Source organism: Pantoea sp. S61 (assembly GCF_016625145.1).
GTDB classification, from domain to species: Bacteria; Pseudomonadota; Gammaproteobacteria; order Enterobacterales; family Enterobacteriaceae; genus Pantoea; species Pantoea rwandensis_B.
Map to the genome: position 1 here is coordinate 334,350 of NZ_JACVUO010000003.1, position 25,987 is coordinate 360,336.

General features: G+C 53.5%; 22 protein-coding genes. 9 read left to right on the forward strand and 13 right to left on the reverse strand.

All coding sequences use genetic code 11. The features are described 5' to 3' along the window. The first annotated feature begins 34 nt into the window (after window positions 1-34). Together fabI and IAE30_RS09585 are read left to right on the forward strand one after the other, a co-directional pair. Window positions 35-823 carry an enoyl-ACP reductase FabI gene (fabI, locus tag IAE30_RS09580; protein ID WP_007892455.1) on the forward strand — a complete coding sequence of 263 codons (789 nt, stop codon included), beginning with the start codon at window positions 35-37 and terminating at the stop codon, window positions 821-823. Window positions 824-1,110: 287 nt separating this feature from the next. Then, on the forward strand, window positions 1,111-2,232 hold the full coding sequence (locus IAE30_RS09585; protein ID WP_200679393.1) for an oxidoreductase: 1,122 nt from the start codon (window positions 1,111-1,113) through the stop codon (window positions 2,230-2,232). On the opposite strand, the gene IAE30_RS09590 is transcribed toward IAE30_RS09585, so the two are convergent. Both IAE30_RS09590 and IAE30_RS09595 read right to left on the reverse strand, forming a co-directional pair. Next, on the reverse strand, window positions 2,229-3,125 hold the full coding sequence (locus IAE30_RS09590; protein WP_045832185.1) for a LysR family transcriptional regulator: 897 nt from the start codon (window positions 3,123-3,125) through the stop codon (window positions 2,229-2,231). The genes IAE30_RS09585 and IAE30_RS09590 overlap by 4 nt on opposite strands. A gap of 252 nt (window positions 3,126-3,377) precedes the next feature. Further along, window positions 3,378-4,967 (reverse strand): PTS transporter subunit EIIC, encoded by a 1,590-nt coding sequence (locus IAE30_RS09595; protein ID WP_200536836.1) that lies wholly within the window; start codon window positions 4,965-4,967, stop codon window positions 3,378-3,380. A gap of 248 nt (window positions 4,968-5,215) precedes the next feature. On the opposite strand from IAE30_RS09595, the gene IAE30_RS09600 reads away from it, so the two are divergent. From IAE30_RS09600 to pdeR, 5 genes are all read left to right on the forward strand, one after another. Beyond that, window positions 5,216-7,525: an FdhF/YdeP family oxidoreductase gene (locus IAE30_RS09600; RefSeq protein ID WP_200679395.1), complete on the forward strand. Its 2,310-nt coding sequence runs from the start codon at window positions 5,216-5,218 to the stop codon at window positions 7,523-7,525. 126 nt (window positions 7,526-7,651) lie between these two features. Next, a complete protein-coding gene (locus tag IAE30_RS09605; protein WP_200679397.1) occupies window positions 7,652-9,586 on the forward strand; it encodes an exoribonuclease II in 1,935 nt (644 codons plus the stop codon). Between the two features lie 184 nt (window positions 9,587-9,770). Next, window positions 9,771-11,837 carry a carbon starvation CstA family protein gene (locus tag IAE30_RS09610; RefSeq protein WP_200679399.1) on the forward strand — a complete coding sequence of 689 codons (2,067 nt, stop codon included), beginning with the start codon at window positions 9,771-9,773 and terminating at the stop codon, window positions 11,835-11,837. Next, window positions 11,830-12,126: a YbdD/YjiX family protein gene (locus IAE30_RS09615; RefSeq protein ID WP_038646713.1), complete on the forward strand. Its 297-nt coding sequence runs from the start codon at window positions 11,830-11,832 to the stop codon at window positions 12,124-12,126. The genes IAE30_RS09610 and IAE30_RS09615 overlap by 8 nt, the downstream gene beginning before the upstream one ends. Window positions 12,127-12,282: 156 nt before the next feature. Further along, window positions 12,283-14,268 carry a cyclic di-GMP phosphodiesterase gene (gene pdeR / locus IAE30_RS09620; protein ID WP_200679401.1) on the forward strand — a complete coding sequence of 662 codons (1,986 nt, stop codon included), beginning with the start codon at window positions 12,283-12,285 and terminating at the stop codon, window positions 14,266-14,268. A 12-nt stretch (window positions 14,269-14,280) separates the two neighbouring features. On the opposite strand, the gene IAE30_RS09625 is transcribed toward pdeR, so the two are convergent. The 3 genes from IAE30_RS09625 to araD all read right to left on the reverse strand — a co-directional run bounded on the left by IAE30_RS09625 (window position 14,281) and on the right by araD (window position 17,200). Beyond that, window positions 14,281-15,147 carry a crotonase/enoyl-CoA hydratase family protein gene (locus IAE30_RS09625; protein ID WP_034821448.1) on the reverse strand — a complete coding sequence of 289 codons (867 nt, stop codon included), beginning with the start codon at window positions 15,145-15,147 and terminating at the stop codon, window positions 14,281-14,283. A 140-nt stretch (window positions 15,148-15,287) separates the two neighbouring features. Further along, a complete protein-coding gene (gene kdgT / locus IAE30_RS09630) occupies window positions 15,288-16,271 on the reverse strand; it encodes a 2-keto-3-deoxygluconate transporter (RefSeq protein WP_038646709.1) in 984 nt (327 codons plus the stop codon). 230 nt (window positions 16,272-16,501) lie between these two features. Next, window positions 16,502-17,200 (reverse strand): L-ribulose-5-phosphate 4-epimerase, encoded by a 699-nt coding sequence (gene araD / locus IAE30_RS09635; RefSeq protein WP_038646707.1) that lies wholly within the window; start codon window positions 17,198-17,200, stop codon window positions 16,502-16,504. A 328-nt stretch (window positions 17,201-17,528) separates the two neighbouring features. On the opposite strand from araD, the gene osmB reads away from it, so the two are divergent. Next, complete coding sequence (gene osmB, locus IAE30_RS09640) at window positions 17,529-17,747, forward strand: osmotically-inducible lipoprotein OsmB (RefSeq protein ID WP_034821457.1); 219 nt, start codon at window positions 17,529-17,531, stop codon at window positions 17,745-17,747. 68 nt (window positions 17,748-17,815) lie between these two features. Here osmB and yciH read toward each other — a convergent pair whose 3' ends face one another. From yciH to pgpB, 5 genes are all read right to left on the reverse strand, one after another. Then, the gene (gene yciH, locus IAE30_RS09645; protein WP_200679403.1) at window positions 17,816-18,139 is read right to left on the reverse strand and encodes a stress response translation initiation inhibitor YciH; all 324 of its coding nucleotides are present in this window, start codon (window positions 18,137-18,139) and stop codon (window positions 17,816-17,818) included. After that, window positions 18,139-18,846 carry an orotidine-5'-phosphate decarboxylase gene (pyrF, locus tag IAE30_RS09650; RefSeq protein WP_200679404.1) on the reverse strand — a complete coding sequence of 236 codons (708 nt, stop codon included), beginning with the start codon at window positions 18,844-18,846 and terminating at the stop codon, window positions 18,139-18,141. The genes yciH and pyrF overlap by 1 nt, the downstream gene beginning before the upstream one ends. Window positions 18,847-19,047: 201 nt before the next feature. Further along, entirely contained in the window at window positions 19,048-20,217 is a 1,170-nt protein-coding gene (gene lapB / locus IAE30_RS09655; RefSeq protein ID WP_038646700.1) for a lipopolysaccharide assembly protein LapB, read from the reverse strand. A gap of 6 nt (window positions 20,218-20,223) precedes the next feature. Next, the gene (locus IAE30_RS09660; protein ID WP_038646699.1) at window positions 20,224-20,529 is read right to left on the reverse strand and encodes a LapA family protein; all 306 of its coding nucleotides are present in this window, start codon (window positions 20,527-20,529) and stop codon (window positions 20,224-20,226) included. Between the two features lie 127 nt (window positions 20,530-20,656). Beyond that, the gene (pgpB, locus tag IAE30_RS09665; protein ID WP_200679405.1) at window positions 20,657-21,421 is read right to left on the reverse strand and encodes a phosphatidylglycerophosphatase B; all 765 of its coding nucleotides are present in this window, start codon (window positions 21,419-21,421) and stop codon (window positions 20,657-20,659) included. Between the two features lie 229 nt (window positions 21,422-21,650). Between pgpB and ribA the strand changes: the two genes are divergently transcribed. Then, on the forward strand, window positions 21,651-22,244 hold the full coding sequence (gene ribA, locus IAE30_RS09670) for a GTP cyclohydrolase II (protein WP_034821474.1): 594 nt from the start codon (window positions 21,651-21,653) through the stop codon (window positions 22,242-22,244). 40 nt (window positions 22,245-22,284) lie between these two features. Here ribA and acnA read toward each other — a convergent pair whose 3' ends face one another. The 3 genes from acnA to IAE30_RS09685 all read right to left on the reverse strand — a co-directional run bounded on the left by acnA (window position 22,285) and on the right by IAE30_RS09685 (window position 25,746). Further along, on the reverse strand, window positions 22,285-24,966 hold the full coding sequence (gene acnA, locus IAE30_RS09675) for an aconitate hydratase AcnA (RefSeq protein ID WP_200679406.1): 2,682 nt from the start codon (window positions 24,964-24,966) through the stop codon (window positions 22,285-22,287). A 438-nt stretch (window positions 24,967-25,404) separates the two neighbouring features. After that, window positions 25,405-25,584: a hypothetical protein gene (locus IAE30_RS09680; protein WP_034821480.1), complete on the reverse strand. Its 180-nt coding sequence runs from the start codon at window positions 25,582-25,584 to the stop codon at window positions 25,405-25,407. A 3-nt stretch (window positions 25,585-25,587) separates the two neighbouring features. Continuing rightward, window positions 25,588-25,746 (reverse strand): YmiA family putative membrane protein, encoded by a 159-nt coding sequence (locus IAE30_RS09685; RefSeq protein ID WP_071845610.1) that lies wholly within the window; start codon window positions 25,744-25,746, stop codon window positions 25,588-25,590. Window positions 25,747-25,987: the final 241 nt, after the last annotated feature.

The window sequence follows — 25,987 nt, forward strand, 5'->3', positions numbered from 1 at the left end:
ACCGCCAACAACAATGACCATAAGGATTACAGCTATGGGTTTTCTTTCCGGTAAGCGCATTCTGATTACTGGCGTTGCCAGTAAACTCTCCATTGCCTACGGTATTGCACAGGCGATGCACAAACAGGGCGCAGAACTGGCTTTCACCTACCAGAACGACAAATTGAAAAGTCGTGTGGAAGAGTTCGCTAAAGATTTGGGTTCTGACATTGTTCTGCCTTGCGATGTGGCAGAAGACGAGAGCATCACTGCGCTGTTCACCGAACTGGCAAAAACCTGGCCAAAATTTGACGGTTTTGTTCACTCAATTGGTTTCGCACCTGGCGATCAGCTGGATGGTGACTACGTGAACGCCGTGACCCGTGAAGGCTTCAAAATCGCTCACGACATCTCTGCCTACAGCTTCGTTGCGATGGCGAAAGAGTGCCGTGCGATGCTGAACCCGAATTCAGCCCTGTTGACCCTGTCTTATCTGGGTGCAGAGCGCGCGATCCCGAACTACAACGTGATGGGTCTGGCTAAAGCGTCTCTGGAAGCCAACGTGCGTTACATGGCGAACGCGATGGGTCCTGAAGGTACGCGTGTTAACGCCGTATCCGCGGGTCCAATCCGTACCCTGGCAGCTTCAGGCATCAAAGATTTCCGTAAGATGCTGGCTCACTGTGAAGCCGTTACCCCGATTCGCCGTACTGTCACCATCGAAGACGTAGGTAACTCTGCGGCCTTCCTGTGCTCTGATCTGGCGGGTGGTATCACCGGTGAAGTGGTACATGTTGATGGCGGCTTCAGCATTGCCGCGATGAACGAGCTGGAACTGAAATAAGTTCTGAAGGCGAGCCTGGTGCTCGCCTTTTTTCTCAGCGAAGTCTCGGCTGTCCTGACCGATTTTCGCCCTGTTCACTTTCGCCTGACTGCTCCCGCAAACTCACCTCTCCCTGCTAGCTACCGCTTGAAATTTCAGGCGTATAGATTCATTCGATCTTAATTATTCCCCTTCATTCTTTTGCCACAGCCAGTGCTTCAGCGACGATAAGCTAGCCTTTTGGTGGCGATGCGCTTTTCAGATTTGCCCGTCGCGTACCCAGACCGTTTTTTGCGCAAGGAATGACCATGGAACAACGCCGTTCTCCCGGCCATGACCACTGGTTTTATGAAAGCCAGACTCGCCCGCACACCCAGGCCACCGCGCCATTAGTGCCCGAAGCCGCCTATCTCGAAGATCGGTTTTTATTAGGTCTGCAACAGGAAGCCACTGCTCTTCAGCCCCTGTTTACTCGCTTCCAGCCGGCGTTACTGGCCGCGCGCGATCTGAGCCAGATTTTGCTGCCGGATACGCTGAGCAACTCGCTCACGCATACCTTAACGCTCTACGATCGTCTCAGTACCGCGCTGACGGTGGCGCAGGTTGCCGGTGTGCAGCGCCTGTGCAATCACTACTCCGCGCGCCTCAATCCGCTGCCGGGCCCGGATTCCTCCCGCGAGAGTAACAACCGCCTGACGCAAATCACCCAGTACGCGCGTCAGTTGGCGATGCAACCGGCACTGATCAATGCCACGGGTATCAGCGCCCTGGATGCCGTCGGGCTCACAGAACCAGATATCGTCACTCTCAACCAACTGGTGGGATTCGTCAGCTATCAGGCGCGAGTCGTCGCGGCACTGCAGGCCATGATGGGCTTGCCGGTACGCTGGATACCCGGCGTATCACCACCCTCGGATGCCGATCCGGCGCTTTTTGACCGCGACACCGCATGGCAGCACGCGCTCAAACCGGTTGAGTTGCGCTATGCCAGTGCCGATCAACTGGCGGCGATAACCTTTTGTCAGGGCATCGAAGGATTAGAGGACGCGATTTGGTTGCTGGTGCATGACGCGCAGGCGCTGTATGGCTGGGCGACTTTGCAACAGCGCATCGGCGAACATCATGACGAGCAATCCGCGTTGGCGCTGGCAACCAGCGCGCGCATCCTGGGTTGTCAGCGTCCGTTCACGCGCCATGCCGCTAGCCAGCGCGACGCGTTGCTTGCAGATGTTGATAAAGCGGGAGAAGTGCAGCCGGTGATTGGCGTTAGCGCTCAGCTGGTTCGCATGCCAGAGCGCTTTAGCGCAGCACACCTGCAGCCATTGCTGAATGCGGGATGGGGAACCGAGCGCATTTTTACGCTATTGCAGACAGTGGCGTTTGCCAGCTGGCAGGATCGGTTATGGATGGCGCTGGGTGAAACACGTTAATCCGGCAGATGGCGCCGCGCTTCGTCAAAGAAATGTTGAGCCAGCGGCGATGCCCTGCCCGGCTCAGCAATCACTAACGCGGCCTGGCGTCCCATGGGCGCCATCTCTATCGGCCTCCGCGCCAGATTTTGCAGCATCTCCGGCAGTAAATGTCCGCGCGGCGACACCATCACGCCTAATCCCACCTGCGCGCTCTGTAATAGCTGCATAATCGAGGCACTTTCCACAATCACTCGCGGTAACAAACCAGTTTCGCGTAGTTGGCTATCCACGTAACGACGGAAATAGCGCGTGGGTTCGGCAAGACACAGCGGTTGCTGCGCCAGTTGCGAAAGTGAAACCGTTTCGTGTTGAAGTAAATCCGGGAAGTGCTGAGGATTAAAAATCGCCTCCACGCCGGGGTCTTTTAACAGCGCGGTCTGAAAGTGTAATTCTCGCAGAGCGGTGAGTTCGAAGAAGCCAATGCCACCGTCCACAGTATGGCTATTCAGTGCTTCCAGCAGTTGGTCCGCACTCATGGCGGAGACGCGATAATCCAGCTGCGGATAACGCGTTTCAACCGCTTTTAATAACGCCGGCAAGGCGACACTGCACTGCGGCATCACGCCCAGGCGCAGCGTGCCGTTGACGCCATGCTTCAGCGATTCGACTTCCAGCTTCAGGCCCGAGTAGACCGAAACGATCTCTCGCGCCCAGGTCAACACGCGTTCCCCTTCTGGCGTAAAGCCGTCAAAGTTGTTGCTGCGGTTAATCAGCGATAAACCCAGCTCACGCTCAAGGTTTTTTAACCGCATGGATAAGGTCGGCTGACTGACAAAACTGGCCTCTGCCGCGCGGCCAAAATGGCGCTCACGCTCTAAATTACAGAGATATATCAATTGCTTGATGTCGATTTTGGCATCCACCTTAAAGTCACGATCGCGCTATGGTAGCAAACCCGCACCGCTTTATCTTGTTCACGGCGCAAAAAGCACCAAGGCCGCCCTGCGGCAGCCTTCGATTGAAAGTTAATGCCCCACCCGGCGCTTATCTCCGGCACTCTTAATGGCTTAGCTCTTGAAGGGGCAAATGCATCTTCGCAAATTATGGCAAACGGCATTTAACATTGATTGCTCATTTTATTATTAGCCTGGTAACTAAATGTATTACGCCACGCCTAGTGCGCTTTTCACTTCGTTAGCAATTTTCTCTACCTGCGGACCATAAATCACCTGCACATCGTGCTCGCTGACGCGGTTAATCCCGTTAGCGCCGGTGGTCAGCAGCGTTTGATCCACCACCTCTTTCATCTCTTTCACGCGCACCCGCAGGCGTGTGAAACAGCAATCGACGTCCTCTATATTGGCCTCGCCGCCCAACCCGCTGATGATCACCTGAGTGCGTTCATCCGCTGTCACCTGCGCATTTTGCGGCTCCTCATCCGATTCTCGTCCAGGCGTTTCCACTCGCATGCGCGTGATGACAAAACGGAAGCCGTAGTAATAGATCGGTGCATAAATCACCCCCAGCGCTACCGTCCACCACCATTGGGTTTTACTGCCGCCGAGAATACCGAACACCACCAGATCGATCGCGCCGCCCTGCACGTTACCGATCATTAAATGCAGCATCGACATCAGCATAAATGACAGGCCGGTCAACAACGCATGCAGGATATAAAGCACCGGTGACACAAAGATAAAACAGAACTCCAGCGGTTCAGTGATGCCGGTGGTGAAGGAGGTCAACGCACCTGCCATCACCAGCGCTTTAACCCGCTGTTTATGCTCCGGGCGCGCGGTGTGGTAGATCGCCAGTGCAGCCGCAGGCAAGCCGAACATCATCACCGGGATTTTACCCTGAGCCAGGAATTGGGTGGCGCTGCGCACCGTCTCATCAGGTATAGCGCCCGGATTGGTGAGCGAAGTGTTGAAGATATTCAGTGCACCGACAATGGTTTGCCCGTCTACCGTCGCCATGCCACCGATGGGGGTGAAACGCACCGTTTCATTGAGGATATGGTGCAAACCCGTGGGGATAAGCAGGCGTTCGCCGGTTCCCAGCAGAAACGCGCCGTACTGGCCGCTTTTCCCAATCATCTTGCCGACCCAGGCAATGCCTTCGCCGATCGTGGGCCAGATCAGCGCCAGCAGCACGCCAATCAGCGGCAAGACGATAACGGTGACGATGGGTACAAAGCGCCGCCCGCCGAAAAAGCTAATCGCCGTCGGCAATTGTTGCGTGTAAAAGCGATTATGCAGTGCCACGGTGACCAGCCCGGCAATCACGCCGCCAAGCACACTCATGTTGTAAGTAAAGATGCCCAGCATTTCGATGTACTCTGCCGAGGTCATCATCGCCGTGGTTTGATCCAGGCCTGCTTGCTGCAAGGCTTCTGGGGTAGTGGTAGCCGCCGTCAGCCCTTTGGCCGCCAGCGTAGCACTGATGCCCACATTCATCACGACATAGCCAATGACTGCCGCAAAAGCCGCAGTAGGCTTCTCCGCTTTCGCCAGACCAATGGCGCTGGCAACGGCGAAGAACACGGGCAGATTGGCAAATAAGGCCGCCGCCACTTTGCGGATAAAGCCAATAATCAGTTGTGGTACCTGCAGATGGGCAAAGGCATCGCCGGTGACCGCGGGATTCTGCATCGCGGCAGCCAAGCCGAGAAAGATACCGGCAGCGGCAATAACGGAGATCGGCATCATTAATGCTTTACCGAAGGCATGAATTTGGCTGGCAAGATTCTTCATGGTGCGCGCCCTTTCATCGATGGAAAGAGCAATTATTAGCCAGTTATTGGATTCTCACGTCGCAGCCCGGTCCTGCCAGCGGGTAAAATTTGAACTGCATCACGCTTCTGCCAGCTTGAGCGCGATAAACGCCGCCTATCGCACCATTAAACCAATCAATTAGACAACTTTTGCTGTCAGTCGCACACTTTCCCACAACAGAAGTCATATTCTGATAACAATTCATAAACAATAAGCCTGCAACGACTATGAAATTTAAACGTAAAATTCAGCCTTATCGTGCCGCTGCTGGCGGCTGGGGCTCTTTGGAAGCCACCACTCGTTTCGTCCTTGATAGTAAAGCCGCGCTGAAAAACATGCGCAATTTGATGCGCATGAACAAAGCGCGTGGCTTTGACTGCCCAGGTTGTGCGTGGGGTGATGACAATAAAAGTACCTTCAGCTTCTGTGAGAACGGCGCCAAAGCGGTGACCTGGGAAGCGACCCGCCGCGTAGTGGAACCTGAATTCTTTGCCCAACACAGCGTGAGCACCCTGTATCAACAGAGCGACTATTTCCTGGAGTATCAGGGTCGCCTGACCCATCCGATGCGCTATAACAGCACCACCGATCACTATGAACCGATCAGCTGGGACGATGCGCTAGCGATGATTGCTCGTCATCTCAAGGCGATGGATCATCCCGACCAGATGGAGCTCTATACTTCCGGGCGCGCCAGTAACGAAGCCTCATGGCTCTATCAGCTGTTTGGCCGCGTGATGGGCACCAATAACTTCCCTGACTGTTCCAACATGTGCCATGAAGCCAGCGGCACCGGCTTGAAGCGCAGTATCGGCGTCGGGAAAGGCACCATTCGTCTCGATGATTTTGACCACGCCAATGCGATTTTCGTTATCGGTCAAAATCCGGGAACTAACCATCCACGTATGCTGCACAGCCTGCGCCACGCGGCCGATCACGGGGCGAAAATCGTGACATTCAACACGCTGCGCGAGCGCGGGTTGGAACGTTTTGCCGATCCGCAAAAACCGCTGGAAATCGTTACCTCTAAAGCAGGTACGATTAGCTCTGCCTATTACCAGCCCAATCTTGGCGGTGACATGGCGGCCATTCGCGGCATGGTGAAAACCCTGCTGGAAGTCCAGCGTGAGCGTCTGGCGGTCGGTGAACCGGGGATCTTCGACCAGGCGTTTATTGATGCCAATACCCATGGCATTGAGGGGTATCTGGCTGCCGTGGATAACACGCGCTGGGAAGACATCGTGCGTCAATCCGGATTGAGCGAAGCGCAGATTCGGGAAGCGGCAGCGATCTACCAAAGTGCTGAGCGCGTCATCATTACCTGGGCGATGGGTGTGACCCAGCATAAGCATTCTGTTGATACCGTACGCGAAATCACCAACCTGCAACTGCTGTTTGGCCAGCTGGGTAAAAAAGGCGCCGGCCTGTGTCCGGTGCGCGGCCACAGTAACGTGCAGGGTAACCGCACCATGGGTATCGATGAGAAACCCAATAAGCCATTCCTCGATGCTCTGGGCGCGCATTTCGGTTTTGAACCGCCGCGTGAACACGGCCATAACACCGTTGAAGCACTCAGCGCGATGTTGCGTGATGAAGTGAAAGTGCTGATCTCCCTGGGTGGCAATCTTGCTGCTGCTGCACCCGACTCACCGGTGACAGAGGAAGCATTGCAGCATTGCGGTCTGACCGTTCACATCAGCACCAAACTCAATCGCAGCCATTTAGTGCCGGGCCACGAGGGGTTGATTCTGCCAACGCTGGGCCGTACAGAGCGCGATCGTCAGGCCAGCGGTAACCAGTTCATCACCGTTGAGGACTCTTTCAGCATGGTGCATGCCTCAGAAGGTGTGGGCATTCCACTGGCAGACACCCAACGCTCCGAAACGGCGATTGTGGCAGGCATTGCACACGCCACGCTGGGCAGCGACAAGATTGACTGGCTGGGCATGGCCGATGATTACAATGTGATCCGCGATCACATCGGCGCCACCATTCCAGGCTTTGCCGACTTCAATAACAAATGCGATATTCCGGGCGGGTTCTATCTCGGTAGCGCGGCGGCAGAGTTGCGTTTCAATACGCCAAGTCAACGGGCGGAATTCAGCGCGGCGGCCTTGCCAGCTTCACTGTTCCCGCAGTTGGGTAATGATGTTGAAGTGCCGTTCACACTGCAGACCCTGCGTTCACATGACCAGTACAACACCACGATTTACGGCCTCGATGACCGTTATCGCGGTGTCTATGGCCAGCGTGAAGTGGTGTTTATCCACCCGGATGATATGGCGTCACTTGGCTTCAGTGAAGGCCAGTTAGTGGATATCGAAACGCTGTGGAATGATGGCCTGACGCGCCGTGTCAGTGGCTTTAAGCTGGTGCCGTATAACATTCCGCGTGGAAATCTCGCGGCCTATTATCCGGAAACCAACCCACTGGTGCCGCTCTCCAGCTACGGTGATGGCAGCGGGACACCGACCTCGAAATCGGTACCGGTCAAACTGGCGTTAACCGCCGCCGTACCGACCCAACGTATCGCCTGAGTCCTCAGCGTTATCAGAAGGTAAAAAGCCGCGTAATGCGGCTTTTTAGCCTGTTTTGGCCTTGCCGCGCGCCCCTGATTCGCGTAAAACTGTCCACCGCTCTTAGGCCACGAAACTAAATATATTATGTTCCAGGATAACCCGCTGCTCGCGCAGCTGAAAGAGAAGCTTCACGCGCAAACCCCGCGCGCCGAAGGTGTTGTGAAAGGCACGGAAAAAGGCTTTGGCTTCCTTGAAGTCGATGCTCAAAAAAGCTACTTCATTCCCCCTCCGCAGATGAAAAAAGTGATGCACGGTGACCGTATTTCTGCGGTGATCCACACTGATAAAGATCGCGAGAGCGCCGAGCCGGAAACCCTGATTGAGCCATTCCTGAGCCGCTTTGTCGGCCGCGTGCAGAAGAAGGACGATCGTTTGTCGATTGTGCCTGACCATCCACTGCTGAAAGAGGCGATTCAGTGCCGCGCTGCCCGTGATGTGACCCATGATTTTCAGAATGGCGACTGGGCCGTGGCTGAAATGCGCCGTCATCCGCTGAAAGGCGATCGCGGATTCTACGCTGAACTGACCGAATTCATTGTCACGGCCGACGATCATCTTGCGCCGTGGTGGGTCACCCTGTCGCGCCATAATCTGGAGCGCGAAGCCCCGAAAGTGGGCTTCGGCGACATGCTGGATGAGCACTTGCAGCGCGAAGACCTTACCGCGCTCAACTTCGTCACCATCGACAGCGCCAGCACCGAAGATATGGATGATGCGCTATATGTTGAAGAGCAGGCTGACGGCAATCTGCAGCTGACCATCGCTATTGCCGATCCGACCGCTTACGTGGCAGAAGGCAGCGAGCTGGATAAACTGGCTTCTAAACGCGCCTTCACTAACTATTTACCTGGCTTCAACATCCCGATGCTGCCGCGCGAACTGTCTGATGACATCTGTTCACTGCGTCCAAACGTGCGTCGTCCGGCGTTGGCCTGCCGCGTTTCGCTCACGCCAGATGGCAGCGTAGCGGGAGAAGTGGAGTTCTTCGCGGCCTGGATCGAATCCAAAGCCAAGCTGGTTTACGACGAAGTGTCAGACTGGCTGGAAAACGCCGGGAGCTGGCAGCCTGAGAATGAGGCGATTGCCGGGCAGATTCGCTTGTTGCATCGTGTGTGCCTGGCGCGCAGCGAGTGGCGTCAAACTCATGCGCTGGTGTTTAAAGATCGCCCTGATTACCGCTTTGTGCTGGGTGACAAAGGCGAAGTGCTGGATATCATTTCTGAGCCACGTCGCATCGCCAACCGCATCGTTGAAGAATCGATGATTCTGGCTAACGTCTGCGCGGCCAAAGTGCTGCAGGAGAAGCTGGGCTTCGGTATCTATAACTTGCATACCGGTTTCGATCTGGCCAACGCGGAGCAAGCCGCTGGCGTGCTTGCTGGTCACGGTATCAACGTTGATCCACAGGCGATCACCACGCTGGAAGGTTTCCGCCAGCTGCGTCGTGAGCTGGATGCCCAGCCAACTCAGTGCCTCGACAGCCGTATTCGTCGCTTCCAGAGCTTCGCTGAAGTCGGCACCGAACCGGGTCCACACTTTGGTCTGGGTCTCGAAGCCTATGCGACCTGGACATCGCCGATTCGTAAATTCGGCGATATGATCAACCATCGCCTGTTGAAAGCCATTGTGCGCGGCGACAGCATTGCGCGTCCAAAAGACGAGTTCACCACCATTATGAGTGAGCGCCGTCGTCTGAACCGCATGGCTGAACGTGATGTTGGTGACTGGCTGTATGCGCGCTTCCTCGCGCCATCTGCCGGGACCGATCGCAAATTCAGCGCCGAGATCATCGATGTGTCTCGTGGTGGTATGCGCGTACGTCTGCTGGAGAACGGCGCCGTTGCCTTTATCCCTGCCCCGTTCATCCACGCGGTGCGTGATGAGCTGGTGTGCTCACAAGAGAGCGGCACCGTGCAGATTAAAGGCGAAGTCGTTTATCGTGTGACCGACATTATCGACGTGACCATTGCCGAAGTGCGTATGGAAACCCGTAGCGTTGTGGCGCGCCCTGCTGCCTGAGCATGAATATCTGCGGGATAACAGCCGTTATCCCGCATTTTTCCTTCTACGTTTTATCTGATGTTAAATTTGCCTTCCGCTTCACACTTCTGATTCGATTCCCTGTCGTTAACAATTCATTACATTACTTTTAACTTGTTGTATCCGATCGCCTATTTTCCCGGTCTCTACAAGGAGTTAACTCATGAACAACGTCAAAACCGGATTGATCTGGTTAGCGGTGGCGTTAATTGGTGCGGGTGCGTTTGCCATGCTGGCCCTCAGCCGTGGCGAACACGTCAACGCCGTCTGGCTGGTTATTGCGTCCGTTGCCTGCTACAGCATTGCTTATCGCTTCTACAGCCTGTTTATCGCTAAACGTATTTTCGAACTGGATGACCGTCGCCTCACGCCTGCTGAGCGGCTCAATGATGGTCTCGATTATGTGCCGACCAATAAATGGGTACTGTTCGGTCACCACTTTGCGGCGATTGCCGGTGCTGGTCCCTTAGTTGGGCCGATCCTCGCGGCGCAGATGGGCTTCCTGCCCGGCACCATCTGGATTCTGGTCGGCGTGATGATGGCCGGTGCGGTGCAGGATTTCCTGATCCTGTTCATCTCTACGCGTCGTGATGGTCGCTCGCTCGGCGAAATGGCACGTCAGGAGCTGGGGTCGTTTGCGGGCGTGGTCACCATGCTCGGTGCACTCGGCGTGATGATCATCATCCTGTCGGCGCTGGCGCTGGTGGTGGTGAAAGCACTAGCCAACAGTCCGTGGGGGCTGTTTACCATCGCCGCCACCATTCCGATCGCGCTGTTTATGGGCGTCTATATGCGCTATCTGCGCCCCGGCAAGATTGCTGAAGTGTCGATTATCGGCTTTGTGCTGATGATGGCGGCGATTATTTACGGTGGCGATGTGGCAGCCGATCCCTATTGGGGACCACTGTTCACGCTAAAAGGCACTGAACTCACCTGGGTGCTGGTGATCTATGGCTTTGTCGCCTCGTCGCTGCCTGTGTGGCTGCTGCTGGCTCCGCGTGACTACCTGTCAACCTTCCTGAAAATCGGTGTCATTATCGGGCTGGCGGTTGGGATTCTGTTCGCCATGCCGGAACTGAAAATGCCGGCGGTGACCAAATTTATCGACGGTAGCGGGCCGGTGTTCTCCGGTGCACTGTTCCCGTTCCTGTTTATCACGATCGCCTGCGGCGCCATCTCTGGCTTCCACGCGCTGGTCTCCAGCGGCACTACGCCAAAACTGGTTGAGCGCGAAAGTCACATCCGCTTTATCGGCTATGGCGCGATGCTGATGGAATCTTTTGTGGCGATCATGGCGCTGATTTGCGCCTCAGTGCTCGATCCGGGCGTCTATTTTGCGATGAACTCACCCGCAGCACTGATCGGCACCACCGTTGAGAGCGCTTCGCAGGTGATTAACGGCTGGGGCTTTGTCGTCACGCCGGAGATGTTGAGCGGCATCGCGCGCGATGTGGGTGAAAGTACCGTACTTTCCCGAGCCGGAGGCGCACCGACCTTTGCCGTGGGGATGGCGCACATCATCACCGAGGTATTTAACAGCCGGGTAATGATGGCGTTCTGGTATCACTTCGCCATCCTGTTTGAAGCGCTGTTTATCCTGACGGCGGTCGATGCCGGTACCCGCGCCTGTCGCTTTATGGTGCAGGATTTGGTCGGCACCGTGGTGCCTTCCATGGCCAACAACCGTTCATGGCTGGGCAATATGGCGGGCACCACGGTGGCCGTTGCCGGATGGGGCTTCTTTGTCTACCAGGGTGTGGTCGATCCGCTGGGCGGCATCAATACCCTTTGGCCGCTGTTTGGCATTGGCAACCAGATGCTGGCCTCGATGGCGTTGATACTCGGCACCGTAGTGCTGTTTAAAATGAAGAAGCAGCGTTACGCGTGGGTGACGATTTTACCGACCGCCTGGCTGTTTGTGACCTCCATGACCGCAGGTTGGCAGAAGATTTTCCACGAGAAGCCCTCCATTGGCTTCCTTGCGCAAGCCAACAAGTTCCGTAAAGGAATTGATGAGGGTGTGATTATCGCCCCGGCGAAAACCGTGTCGGACATGCAAACTATCGTGTTTAGCAATCAAATTAACGCGGCCCTGTGTGGCTTCTTTATGCTGGTGGCCGTCACCATGTTAATTGCAGCGTTCTTTGTTATCCGCCGTGCCCTGGGCAGCCAGGTCCCTACCACCCATGAGTCCGAAGTCTCCCTGCGTAAGGAGGTGCGGAATGTCTGAGTCCATTCATCGCTGGAAAAAACCGATTGGTGCCTGGCACATTCAGCATTGCTTACCGATCGCACCCCAGGCCACCGGGCAAACTCTTAATCGCTGGCAACGAATATGGCAGGGATTGAAGCAAAGTTTTCGCTTAATGGTTGGCGTTCACGACTATCAAACTTATCTGAAGCATATGCACGAGCACCATCCCGGGCAAACGCCGATGGATGAGCGAGCCTTTCATCGCTACTGCCTTGAGGCCCGTTTTCCCAGCCAGGCAGGCAAGCTCGGCAAGTGTCCTTGCTGACATTTTTAAGCCCCGATTTTCGGGGCTTTTTCGTGCCATTCTTTAGTGAAAACAAAAATATATTTGGTTTGCATCTTGTGCTAACGCAGGAGGTTGAATACTGTTGCTAAAATAATGAGATACCGCCTGCTCAGCATTTCCCCGGAGGAAGTTTCCATGACCGATGAACAAGGGCAAACGTTGCTATACACCCTGTTTGGCACAACCAGCCCTCATTGGCGTTTAACTTCAGATAGCGATGCTTTGCATTTTGCCGAAGATGAGAATGCCAATACTAATTTGGCGGTTCCATTAACCCCCGCGCAGGCCAGTTTGCTGCGTGCGATGACGGTGATCACTTCCAGTATCAACCTGACCCTCTCCCTGCGCGGTGCGCCGGTGCCTATGCACTTTGTCGGCCGCAAGGTGAACCAATCAACATGGGCTGGTACCTCTTCCGCCTGGGGTGATACCTCCTCCGTGGCGCGTGATTTAACACTCGGATTGTCTTTTGCTGAACAAGTGGTCTCCGAGGCAAACTCGGTGATTGTGATCCTCGATCAACGTGGGAATATTCAGCGATTCAATCGCTTAAGCGAAGAGTACACCGGTCTGAAAGAGCAGGAAGTGATCGGCCGCAACGTGTTTCAACTGTTTATGACCAAGCAGGAGGCGCAGGCTTCACGGCGCAACATTTCGGGTTTCTTCCGCGATGGCAATTCTTATGAAGTGGAACGCTGGATCAAAACCAAAAAAGGTCAGCGACTGTTTCTGTTTCGTAATAAGTTTGTGCACAGCGGTAGCGGGAAAAATGAAATTTTCCTCATCTGTTCTGGAACCGACATCACAGAAGAGCGACGCGCTCAGGAACGCTTACGTGTTCTCGCCAACACCGATACGGTGACCGGTTTACCGAACCGCAATGCCATCCATCAACAGATTAGTCTGGCACTGGAATTAGCCAATGGCAGTCAAACTGGCGTGGTTTATCTCGATCTGGACAATTTTAAGAAGGTGAACGACGCCTACGGCCATATGTTTGGTGACCAACTGCTGCAAGCGGTCTCCCTCGCCATTCTCAGTTGTCTGGGCAAAGATCAGACGCTGGCCCGTCTTGGTGGTGATGAGTTCGTGGTACTGGCAGAGCATACCAGTCAGGCTGCGCTGGAAGCCATGGCATCACGTATTCTTGAGCGCCTGCGTCAACCCTTCCGCGTTGGTTTGATCGAAGTCTACAGTGGTTGCTCGATTGGTATTGCCCTGGCCCCGCTGCATGGCGAGGATCGGGAAAGTCTGATCCGCAACGCCGATACCGCGATGTATCACGCCAAAGAGAATGGGCGCGGCAAATTCTGCGTGTTCGCCAACGAGATGAATCAGCGTGTTTTCGAATACTTGTGGCTTGATACCAACCTGCGTAAAGCACTGGAACTGGAGCATCTGGTGGTGTATTACCAGCCCAAATTAGATCGTGACGGCGAAGTGCGCAGCGCAGAAGCATTAGTACGCTGGAATTCCGTCGAGCGCGGTCTGGTGCCGCCTGGCGACTTTATCTCGTATGCTGAAGAATCGGGCCTCATCGTTCCGCTCGGCCGCTGGGTTATGCTGAACGTTCTGCAACAAATTATTCAGTGGCGCAGCGAGGGAATTTTCCTGCGCGTTGCCGTTAATGTTTCAGCTAAACAATTGATTGACCAAAGTATTTATACCGATTTAAAGCAGGCGCTGAGCGAAGCTGGTCTCACTGATTGTCCTATTGATATCGAGCTCACCGAAAGCTGCCTGATTGAGAACGAAGCCGGTGCACTCACGCTGATGAAGCAGTTCCAGGAACTGGGTGCTCAGGTTCATCTTGATGACTTTGGTACTGGTTATTCCTCGCTTTCCCAGTTGGCTCGCGTGCCCATTGATGCAATCAAACTGGATCAAAGTTTCGTACGTAACATCAACAAACAACCCGTGGCGCAATCGTTGGTTCGTGCCATTGTCGCCGTGGCCAAAACCCTCGATCTGCAAGTCATTGCGGAAGGGATTGAAACCAAAGCCGAAGAGAAGTTTGTTATGACCAACGGTGTCGATGGGCGTCAGGGCTATTATTATGCAAAACCAATGCCCGCAGAACAGCTCGGGCATTGGCTGGCTAAGCATCCTGCCCGCGTTTAACGCTGGTCTCGATTATCCGGCTTTGCGCAGGGATGCGCTATGACGGTTCTGTAGTTGCACCAGTCGTTCCATGTAAGCAATGTCTTTAGGCTCCAGTGTGAAGGCGTAATCCACCCAATCTTCCGTGATATCCATCAACTCGGCTCGTGAGAGTTGCAGCACGCGCTGGCGCGCTTTCAGCATGGCTCTCACACCATTCAGCTTCGGACGCAAGGTATCGATAAAGGTACGCGTGGTGCGGTAGGCATCGCCTGGCTGGAAGACTTTATCCACCAGACCGCGCGTCTCATACCATTCCGCGCTATGCGACTCCCCTTCACAGATCAGCTCTTCGGCCAGCTTCATGCCAGAACGACGTGCAACCAGTGAATAGCCGCCCATGCCAGGGAACAGGTTAAACGCGATCTCCGGGAACCCCATCCGTGCAGAGTTCTGCGCCAGAATGAAGTGATGGGCCAGCGCGGCTTCAAAGCCACCACCCAATGCACTACCTTCAATCATCGCCAGCGTCACCGCTCCGGTATCAAACCCCCGCGCTGCCGAATGGATGCAATCCACGCAGGCGCGCGCATAAGCCCGCAGCGCTTCACGACGGTTGTTACGAATGCACTCCACAAAGAAACGCAAATCGCCACCGGCGTTGAACATCTGCGGCACCAGCGAACCCGTCACCCAAAAATCAATCGGCAAACCCGAACGCTGAGCGGCATAGCTCAGATTCATGATTTCCTCGATTAATTCGTGGTTGAAACTGGGCCGTGGCTGCGCACGCAGCATCATCCACATGGTGTGTCGGCCCTCCTCATAATAGGCCGCCAGCTGGGTAGTTTGTCCGACTTCGGTAAACAATCTGCAAGTTGGTTGGTTAATTACTGTCATTGTCTCATCCTCTAGTTATGTGATGCGTTAAACGCAACATCAGCGTAATCCAGAGTGAGGCCAGACCAAATGAGAGATTGATTTATAAAGTAAAATCCAGAGATATCCCCGACCATAGGGCCGGGGAAAGATAAGCAGGCTTACTTGATGGCAGCGCGCTGTCCCACCGCCACATGAGAACGCTTAACGCGTTTCGAATAGACGGCGGTAATAATCGGCACTAATACAGAAGTCACAATAACGGATGTCGCTACCAGTGCAGTCGCTGCAGGAGCGACCGGTTTAAACTGAGGCAACATCTCTGCAATCAGTACCGGCGTGGCCACTGCCGCGCCTGCGGTGCTGGAGGCTGCGATCCCCGCCGTGCCATCACCACCACCTATCAAGCGGTCGGCAATAATCAGTGGAATACCGGTGATGATGATGACTGCTACACCGAGCAATACGCCCAACAAACCGGTTTGTGCAATCACGGCCAAATCGATGGTGTTACCCAAAGCGAAGGCAAAGAACGGAATCAAGGTATGAACGGCTTTGCCGAAGAACTCGCGTAATTCCGGGTCAAGATTGCCAAGCGCGAAACCGACAATAAAGGGTAACACCGCGCCAACAAACACGTGTGGCTCAAACGAAGCAATGCCTGCAGTCCCCAGGATCACCATGGTCATCAGCGGACCGGATTCCAGCGACATCAGCACAAACGCGCCGGCTTCTTCTTTTGAACCGTATTGCTGCATGATGGAGGCATAAAGGCCGCCATTGGTCATGTCCATGGCAGCAACCAATGCCAGCGTGGATAAACCGGCGAACATACCGACTTCTACGCCATTTTCCGGCATCATGCGGGATGCCACGGCAGCCACGACCCAGGCAACGGCGATTTTGGTTAATACCAGGGTGCCGGATTTACGCAGCACGGTTCCGGTTGCGCTGAGTTTGATCGATGCACCCATACAGAAGAACCATACCGCCAGAATCGGCACAGTGCCCGTCATCAGGCCGTTAGTAAAAGAGCCAAAGTATTTTCCTGCGCCGGGTGAAAATGTGTGGCAGAGCGCGCCCAAAAACAGCGGGATTAACATCATACCGCCTGGAATCTTATCGATTGCACGTTTGATATGCATAGTTGTGTCACCTTTACTGAGCCAGAAGGAGGTGCGTTATCGTTCGCCGGATGGCATGGCAGGCAAGATAACCACTGACAGTCTGGAAAAAAGTGATCGCATCGATATTAATGAAACAGTGTTTTATTTTTATAGGGTGGGCATTTCTTTTTTATGATGTGCATCGCCATACCAGCGCTAAATGGCAAAAAATTAAGGCGCCCTCACGCGCCTCAATAAAGTTTCAATGTTCAATTCTGCCCGTACCAGGCATTCTTGCCATGCTTACGCAGATAATGTAGATCGAGTAGATTCTGCGAAATCGGAGGCAGTTCGCTGCGCAGTTGTTCCGTGTGAAGCGCCATATAAGCCACTTCTTCCAACACCACCGCACTGTGCACAGCTGCAGCTGCATCTTTACCCCAGGCAAAGGGGCCGTGCGAGTTGACCAGCGCAGCAGGGATGTCGGCTGGCTTAATGCGGCGTTGAGCAAAGCTTTCAATAATCACCTGCCCGGTGTTCCATTCATACTCTTGCTGTATCTCTTCACGCTTCATCGCACGCGTACAGGGAATGGTGCCGTAGAAATCATCCGCGTGTGTTGTCCCCAGCGCCATAATGTCGCGCCCGGCCTGCGCCCAAATTGTGGCGTGGCGTGAATGGGTATGTACGATGCCACCAATCTCCGGCCAGGCGAGATACAGCGCGCGATGGGTGGCCGTATCGGATGATGGGCGAAGCGCCCCTTCCACCACCTTGCCGCTCGCTAACTCCACAACCACCATATCGTCGCGCTGCATATTCTCGTATTTCACGCCCGAAGGTTTGATCACCAGCAGGCCATGGTCGCGGTCAATGGCGCTGACGTTACCCCAGGTAAAAGTGACCAGGTTATAGCGCGGTAAGTCAAGGTTGGCTTCCAGCACCTGCTGCTTGAGCAATTCCAGCATAATTTTTTCTCCTGCGAACTGTGATAGCTGAATTGTGCTGAACGAGCAGAGAAAACGTTATGGAGCGAATCGCTGTAAAAGCAGCGGAAAGTCGCTGAGACCGGAGAAGTGTGGCGTGAATTCAGAATTTTCTATCTTCATGGCATTTAGCTTTGCTTTAGGTGGCTAAAGTCAGGAGCGGTACGGTTTCCAGCGGTTAATTCGCCCATTAAAACACTGTATACAGGCATCAAAGTGAACAATGAATGACACGCTGGGATGACGTACTTCGTTGCGCAACATCTATACTTACAAGGTTGCCTCTGTACATACAATCAAGGAGAAAGAGATGACGACAACAATGAAACGTATGACCGTTGCGGTATTAGCTGCCACCCTGGTTGTTGCCTTGAGTGGTTGTTCGAACTGGTCAAAACGCGACCGCAATACCGCCATTGGCGCGGGTGCGGGTGCAATCGGTGGTTCTGTTCTGACTAACGGAAGTGCACTCGGTACCGTGGGTGGTGCAGCCGTTGGCGGTATTATCGGCCATCAGGTTTCTAAATAACGATAAAGATTCAGGCTACGCAGCACATCTACAGCATCACGGGCCGCACAGTGTGCGGCCCGTTTTTATTAACCGCCTGCTAATTTAACCTTCATGCCTTTGGCTTCAAGTAGCGCTTTCAAGAGATCGCGTTTATCGCCTTGAATCTCGATGACGCCATCTTTGAGTGACCCACCGCAGCCACACTTCTTCTTCAGTTCTGCCGCCAGTTTAGTGAGCGCATCATCATCCAGATCAATCCCCGTAATCAGGCAGACGCCTTTACCTTTACGGCCGCTGGTCTGGTGTTGAATACGCACTATGCCATCCCCTTGTGGGCGCGGCGCTTTTTCTTCTTCCTGTGCAATACGGCCAGTTTCAGTGGAGTAAACCAGTCGGTTGTCCTGAGCCATTAGGCCTCCTGTAAACTTTGCAGGATAGTGTGCAGCGTTGCAGCCGGATCATTTGATTGGGTGATCGGACGCCCAATCACCATGTAATCCACGCCAGCCAGTTTTGCCTGCTGCGGCGTCATGATACGGCGTTGATCGCCCGCATCACTGCCTGCCGGACGAATACCTGGTGTCACCAGCGCGAAATCCTGACCCAACACCTGTTTAAAGTGCGCAGCTTCCTGAGCTGAACAGACTACGCCATCGAGGCCACACTCACGCGTCAGGCGAGCGAGACGTTCTGCCTGCTCTGAGGGAGAAAGCGTAATGCCGAGACCCCTGAGATCGTCTTCATCCATGCTGGTCAGCACAGTTACCGCAATCAGCAACGGCGCATCGCTACCAAAAGGCAGCAGCGCTTCACGAGCCGCATTCATCATCCGCGCCCCGCCACTGGCGTGAACGTTGACCATCCACACACCGAGATCGGCAGCAGCGGCTACCGCGTGCGCGGTAGTATTGGGAATATCATGAAACTTCAGATCGAGAAAAACGTCAAAACCACGCGACTGCAGTGTTTTCACCAGCGACGGGCCAAATAGCGTAAACATCTCTTTGCCGACTTTCAGGCGGCACTGGCTCGGGTCAATGCGGTCCACAAACTGCAGTGCGCTGTCGAGATTATGATAGTCGAGTGCTACCAGAATCGGTGAAGTGGTTACAGGCATAACGTTTCCTCAAAGGCAGGCACCCGCAGGCGCAATGGACAAACGGCAAGCATTCTACCCGTGCGTGCCCTTCCCGACAATCTCACAGCGCGGTTAATACCGATGATAGACTGAACGCTGCACAATGCTGCAGTTTCGGTTGATGAATCAGCCAAATAGTATGTTGTAACTATATAGCAGAATAAATAAAAAAAACGGCCGTTACTGGCCGTCGAGTCCGCGAATCGGTTTCACCGAAGACCATGCGCGACAGGATGGGCAATGCCAATAAAGCGCATGTGCGGTAAATCCACACTTCTGGCAGCGATAGCGCGGTTTAGTGCGAATCTGTTCGCCTACCATATCACGCAGCACCATCAGGCTCTCTTTGGCACGACCGTCTTCTGCTTCGTGCAGGTGGAAATCCATCAAGCGATGGAACACGCGCATGGTCGGATGGCGCTGCAACTGGCGGTTGATATACAGCTGCGCCGCTTCCGGGCCCTGCTGCTGTTCAAGGATATCAGAAAGGTACAGTTCAGCGGCCGCGCCGGTATTCTCTTCGACGCAGCGTTGTAAAAACTGAGCCCAATCTTCAGGCTGATTCAGTCGCTGATAGCAGGTTTCGAGCATCGATAAGGTTTCGCTCACCAGCTCTTTATCTTGATCCAGTACGCGCTGCAGGCGAGCCGTTGCTTTGGCGTATTCCCCCTGCTCCATAAAAATGCGTCCCATCATAATGGAAACGCGTGCACTCTGGTGATCGGCCGATTCACCTTTCTTCAGCAACGTCATGGCGCGATCCAGATCGTCACTGCTCAATGCCTGTAGCGCAAGCTCACAGTAAAAATGGGCAATTTCACCCTTCTGCTTGTCTTTGCCCAGCTTGACCAATCTTTCCGCCACTTCGATAGCTTTCTGCCAGTCACTGGTTGCCTGATGTATCAGTAGAAGTTGCTGTAATGCACCGATGCGGAAGTCGGTTTCATCAATCAGCTGGCTAAACATGTCTTCAGCGCGGTCGTACAACCCTGCGGCCATGTAATCGCGTCCCAACTGCTGAATCGCCAGCAGGCGTTGTTCATAGCTCAGGGAAGCGCTTTCCATCAGCGATTGGTGGATACGAATGGCGCGGTCAACTTCGCCGCGTGAACGGAACAGATTGCCGAGCGTCAGATGAGCTTCGACTGTGCCGCTGTCCTCCTTCAACATATCCAGAAAGAGATCGACAGCTTTGTCCTGTTGATTGGAAAGCAGAAAGTTTACACCGGCAACGTATTCACGTGACAGGCGATTCGCTTCCTGTTGCTTATCCTGATGTGCACTTCGGCGGCCCATGTACCAGCCATATGCCGCAGCAACAGGAAGAAGCAAAAACAGCAATTCAAGCATCGAAACTTAATCCCGACGACCAGCAGTGGAAGAATTTGTCACAGCCGTTGATTGTTCATTCTGCGCCTGCATGCGTTTCAGCTTGCGCTGCGCGTGAGCGAGAGAAACACGTATCCGCAACCAGAAAAGACCGCAAATTGCCCATCCGAGCAGGAATCCGGCACCAAACAGGCTCGCCAGCAATGTGGAGATGCGGAATTCACCCTGCGCCAGCAGATAGTTAAAAGTGACGATTTGGTCGTTATGCGCTCCAAGCGTGACGGAGATGATAAAAATGACCAAAACCACGAGAAAAATCAGCAAATATTTCACAATGCGTCCTGTCGTGAGGTTATCCAGTAGAAGTATGCCAAAAAAGTGCCGTCGATGCTGCTTATCAGCACATCACTTAGCGCATTTTCCGTAAGCGCAATCAATCATATGGGGTCGCGCGCGAAAATTACAATGCGTCATCACGCTGTGCGATCTCCTGCTGCTCTTCGCGCGGCACCGTAAGCGGACCACAAAAACGCTGCGCCAGCCATGTGGCAACCGTAACCAGCAGCCAGGAAATCAGGGTGGCCACCACCAAATCGCGCGGCCAATGCATGCCCAGCAGCAAACGACTGCCCATGACCATGGTAGCCCAGGCAAACAGCACGACCACGGTCACTATGTGCCACCGTGGCCAGAGTAAGCCAATCACCAGCAGCGCCCAACTGGCGGCAAACATGGTATGTCCGGAAGGAAAGGCAAAACCGGTTTCAAACGCCCAGTGGTTTTTCAGCCATTGCGGCAGTTGAGTATCGTTAGCCAATAATGTCGACACTAACTGACTGCGCCCCTGACGGTTCTGCTGATAAAACGCCGCTTCATCAATACCGTGGCTCTTCTCCAGCCAAACGACATAAGGACGCGGTTCCTGTACCTGCTCTTTAATGAAAGATTTGGTGTACTGACCGACAAGAATAGCGCCATTCATGAAGATAATCAGTAATATGGCGGGTTTAAGCCTAAAGCGTAAGCACCATAAAACCCAGGTGCTGAGGATAATACTGGTCAATATACCCCAGGGGCTGGTGACGGTTTCTGTCATCCAGAAAAGCACCCGCAAAAACGCGCTACTCTCACCTGGCTGCCATTGCCAGCCAGAGAGCCAGACCGCAACGGGCATGACTAATAACAAAAGCATTCCCAGGGTAGTGCGCTGAGCAATTTTTAACATCCGTTTCCTTTTAGGTCCGTGGGTAATCGCGTGGGTGGCATAACTTTAGCTGAAAAAAGAATAACATACCCGTTGCGGCTTAGATAATTGTGCTTTATCACTACAATAACTCTGACTGATTAACGGCCCGGGTACAGGTTGTGGCACAATATTGTCAGTTTTGTCGGGCCAGTCGGGCCCGTGCGTTATCATGATGATAGCGCATCCTCTGAAGGTTCTGGAGAGTCACATGCAGCTTAAACGGGTAGCAGAAGCCAAACTGCCCACGCCATGGGGAGATTTCCTGATGGTTGGTTTTGAAGAACTGGCAACTGGCCAGGATCATGTCGCGCTGGTTTACGGTGATGTTAGCGACCACAATCCAGTGCTGGCGCGCGTTCACTCTGAGTGTCTAACCGGTGATGCGCTGTTCAGCCTGCGCTGCGATTGTGGTTTTCAACTGGAAGCGGCACTCACCGCTATCGCTGAAGAAGGCCGTGGCGTGCTGTTATATCACCGCCAGGAAGGCCGTAATATCGGTCTGTTGAACAAGATCCGCGCCTACGCTTTGCAAGACAAAGGTTACGACACCGTTGAAGCGAATCATCAGTTGGGCTTTGCCGCCGATGAGCGCGATTTCACCCTGTGTGCAGATATGTTCAAACTGTTGGGCGTCAATGAAGTCCGCCTGCTGACGAACAATCCACGCAAAGTCGAGATCTTGAGCGAAGCGGGAATTAATATTGTAGAACGTGTGCCGTTAGTGGTTGGGCGCAACCCCAAAAATGCTCACTACCTTGATACCAAGGCAGAAAAAATGGGCCATCTGCTGCCAAAAGCGTAATGCAGATAGCAAAAAGCCGGGAAATCTCCCGGCTTTTTCTTTAGTTCAGCATATTACGTATCACATAGTGCAATATGCCGTCGTTCTGGTAATAGGTCAGCTCATTGCCGGTATCGATACGACACCGGGTTTCCAGCGTCTCTTTTTTACCATCGACACGCGTCAGGGTGACATTCACAGTACAACCGGGTTTCAACTGTGAAAGGTTTTCGACATCAATAAACTCCTCCCCGGTTAGTCCCAATGTTTTGCGCGTGACGCCAGCGGGGAATTCCAGCGGCAGGATCCCCATGCCGATCAGGTTAGAGCGGTGGATACGCTCGAACGACTCAGAAATGACCACGCGCACACCTTGCAAACGTGGGCCTTTCGCAGCCCAGTCGCGGCTCGAACCTGAGCCATACTCCTTCCCGGCGATCACTGCCAGTGGCACACCTTCTGCCTGATATTTCATGGCCGCATCGTAAATCGCCAGCTGTTCATTGCTGGGGAAGTGTTTGGTGTATCCCCCTTCCACGCCCGGCACCATTTCATTTCGAATACGAATATTTGCAAAGGTCCCGCGCATCATCACTTCGTGGTTACCACGACGCGAACCGTATGAGTTGAAATCGGTACGCTCAACACCATGCGACAGCAAATAGCGTCCAGCAGGACTTTCCGCTTTAATACTGCCCGCCGGAGAGATGTGGTCAGTGGTGACAGAATCACCCAACATTGCCAGAATGCGTGCGCCCTTAATATCCTTGACCGGTTCCGGCGTTTTGCCCATATCGTCAAAGAACGGCGACAGGCGGATGTAAGTCGATCCCTCATCCCAGTCATAGGTTGCGGCTTCACTCACTTTGATTTGCTGCCATTCCGGCGTACCGTCAAAGACCTCCGCATACTCTTTATGGAACATATCGCTGGTCACTTTCTGCACTGCGGAGGCAATCTCTTCAGGTGATGGCCAGATATCCTGCAGATAGACATCGTTGCCTTGTCTATCCTGCCCGATGGGATCGTTCTGCAGGTTGAGCTTCATGTTACCGGCCAACGCATAAGCCACCACCAGCGGCGGCGATGCAAGCCAGTTAGTTTTCACCAGCGGATGGATGCGCCCTTCGAAGTTACGGTTACCCGATAGCACAGCACCCACGGTGAGATCGCCTTCTTTGATGGCACTCTCGATTTCATCTGGCAATGGGCCCGAATTACCAATGCAGGTGGTGCAACCATACCCCACCAGATTGAAGCCTAATTCATCCAGATATGGCGTCAGCTGGGCCACCGCGAGGTAATCCGACACCACTTTTGATCCCGGTGCCAGCGACGCTTTCACCCAAGGTTTGCGCATCAATCCGCGCTCAACCGCATTTTTCGCCAGCAGACCCGCCGCCATTAAGACGCTGGGGTTGGATGTGTTGGTACAAGAGGTGATGGCCGAAATAACCACCGCGCCGTCTTCCAGCTTATAGTTATCGCCGGTCTCGCTGTCACTATAGGTTACGGTCTTGTGGGCTTTCTGCGCATGATTGACTTCGAGTTCGTTGCTGGCATCAAAAGCTGCGGGCACATCGCCTAAGGAGACACGATCCTGCGGACGTTTTGGACCCGCAAGGCTGGATTCAACGTTTGCCATGTCCAGCGCCAGTGAGCTGGTAAACCGTGGTTCGTCGCCCGGATTTCGCCACATCCCTTGTTGCTTAGCATAAGCTTCGACTAACTCGACTTGTTCAGCATCACGCCCGGTCAGGGTCATGTAGCTCAGGGTGATTTCATCAATGGGGAAGAAACCGCAGGTGGCACCATATTCCGGTGCCATATTGGCGATAGTTGCGCGATCGGCCAGCGGCAAATCGGCCAGGCCATCACCATAAAATTCAACGAATTTGCCCACCACACCATGCTTGCGCAGCATTTGCGTCACGGTTAAAACCAGGTCGGTCGCGGTGATGCCAGGACGCAGTTTGCCGGTGAGTTTGAAACCGACAACGTCGGGGATCAACATAGACACGGGCTGCCCTAACATGGCGGCTTCGGCTTCAATACCGCCGACACCCCAGCCTAATACGCCCAGCGCGTTGATCATCGTGGTATGGGAGTCTGTGCCGACTAAGGTATCAGGATAAGCGACCTCTTTGCCTTCTAGCGTTTCATGCCAGACGGATTTACCCAGATATTCAAGGTTAACCTGATGGCAGATACCGGTGCCTGGCGGCACTACGCGGAAGCGGTTAAACGCTTTTTGCCCCCAGCGCAGGAAAACGTAGCGTTCGTGGTTGCGCTCCATCTCCAGACGCACGTTTTCTTCGAAGGCGTCTTCATCCCCAAAATGGTCAACAGTCACCGAGTGGTCAATAACCAAATCGACCGGCGATAAGGGGTTAACTTTGGCCACATCGCCGCCGAGGCGTTTTACCGCTTCACGCATCGCCGCTAAATCGACTACCGCTGGCACGCCAGTAAAATCTTGCATCAACACGCGCGCGGGGCGATAGGCAATTTCCCGGTCAGCATGAGCATCTTTCTGCCAGCCAACCAGAGCCTGAATATCTTCAGCGGTTACGGAATCCTCATCCTGCCAGCGCAGGAGGTTTTCCAGCAACACCTTCATTGATTTGGGTAAGCGATCGATATTACCCAATTGCTGGGCAGCTTTTGGCAGGCTGTAGTAATGATATTTTTTTGCCCGAACGTCCAGCGTATCCTGACTGTGCTCCCGTAACGTTAACGACATAGCTCCTCCTTTTATGGGCCTCTCTTTTAAACCTCAATAACCACAAGGTTTAGCTTAAAGATAGACCACAATTTCGTTAACGATTTGATAACAACACGAAATGACACATAAAGGCACAAAGAAAAATGCCCCGACGTTTGTCAGGGCATTAATAGAAGTCAGTACAATTTGAGTTATTGGATTAGATCATTGCCCACACGGCCGCGGCCCAAAATGCAAAGGAAAAGGCATAAACGCCGAACCATGAAAAAGTCGTTGTATTCATCGAGTCACTCCCTCCCGGATTCCGGGCAAAAAAAGTCCACCGTCTTCAGCGTTGTACTGATGACACCGTTTTTTGAATGCTGAGTGTTAAAGGACGGGCTTTTAAAATGCCCACCGGATAATCCGGTAAAGAGAGGTATGGATGTCTATATATAGAACAGAACGCAGACTGCGTTATTTCGACTTCGGATCCATGAACGATTCGATAAAGTTACGCTGGTTTTCACTCAGTTCCCACGACGCAGGAATCGCCACAGGCTGTTCAACGCTCTTTACTTCTTTCGCTTTGCACGCTGACGTGTTCGGCTGACGCGCAGAAACCGGAGACTTACGGCTGAGTGTATTTGCCCACATGGCTTAACCCCACATACGCCAAATCATCAATGCCACCACTACCCAGAACAGTGCTGAAGCAGCGAAGACGGTCAACCAAGCCTTGCGACGCACATTACCAGAGCGCTCAACCTTGGCGGTTTTAGTACGAAAATCTTGTTGTACAGTCAGTCTAGTATTCATAGTTTTTGATAATCACTCTCAATAAAACGATTGTTGATAACGATTAAGATTTAGGACGAATCCTAAACTTGTTAAGTCCGAAAATCCAGTTATTTTTATTGAGTACAACGATTAACGCTATTTATCAAAACCCAAAATATTGATGAGATAAATTTAATTACTGATCAAACTATTCATCAAATAACTACTTTGTAAATTTGGGTTAAAACAAATTTAGTACCATTCTAAATTTTAGTTTAAT